This window comes from Arthrobacter sp. ZGTC131 (assembly GCF_002929275.1).
Taxonomy (GTDB): domain Bacteria; phylum Actinomycetota; class Actinomycetes; order Actinomycetales; family Micrococcaceae; genus Arthrobacter.
Window position 1 is genome coordinate 1 of sequence record NZ_PJIK01000101.1, and the last position, 537, is coordinate 537.

1 pseudogene is annotated in these 537 nt (G+C 65.4%); it reads right to left on the reverse strand.

The features are described from left to right. A pseudogene (locus CXQ90_RS22580) lies at window positions 1-537 on the reverse strand (MFS transporter); the annotation flags it as partial.

Below are 537 nucleotides of genomic sequence, written 5' to 3' on the forward strand. Positions count from 1 at the left end.
CATCCCCAGCGCGGTGAACCAGTAGGGCGTGGTGTTGGAGATCCGGGAAAGCAGCAGCAGCCCGACAATCATCACGGCCGCGCCGAGAATGGGATAGATCTTGTACTTGCCGGTGCGGGAAATGAGCTGCCCGGTGCCGATCGAGGTGATCAGCAGGCCGGCGGTCATCGGCAGCATCATCAGTCCGGACATGGTGGCGGAGGCGTCGTTGACCATCTGCAGGAAGGTGGGCAGGTAGGAAATGGTGGAGAACATGGCGATGCCCACGGAGATGCCCACCAGCACGGGCAGCAGGAAGTTCCGGTTGCGGAACAGGCCCAGCGGCATGATCGGCTCCCGGGACTTCAGCTCCACCCGCACAAATGCCGCACCCGCAGCCAGGGTCAATGCGGCCAGAGCCAGGATCTGCGGACTTGACCAGGCATAGGTGGTGCCCGCCCACGTGGTGAGCATGATCAGGGCGGCGCTCGCAACGGCCAGCAAGGCAGCGCCGGCGTAGTCCAGCCGCGGGCGGGCTCCCTGGGGTTTGGCCAGGTG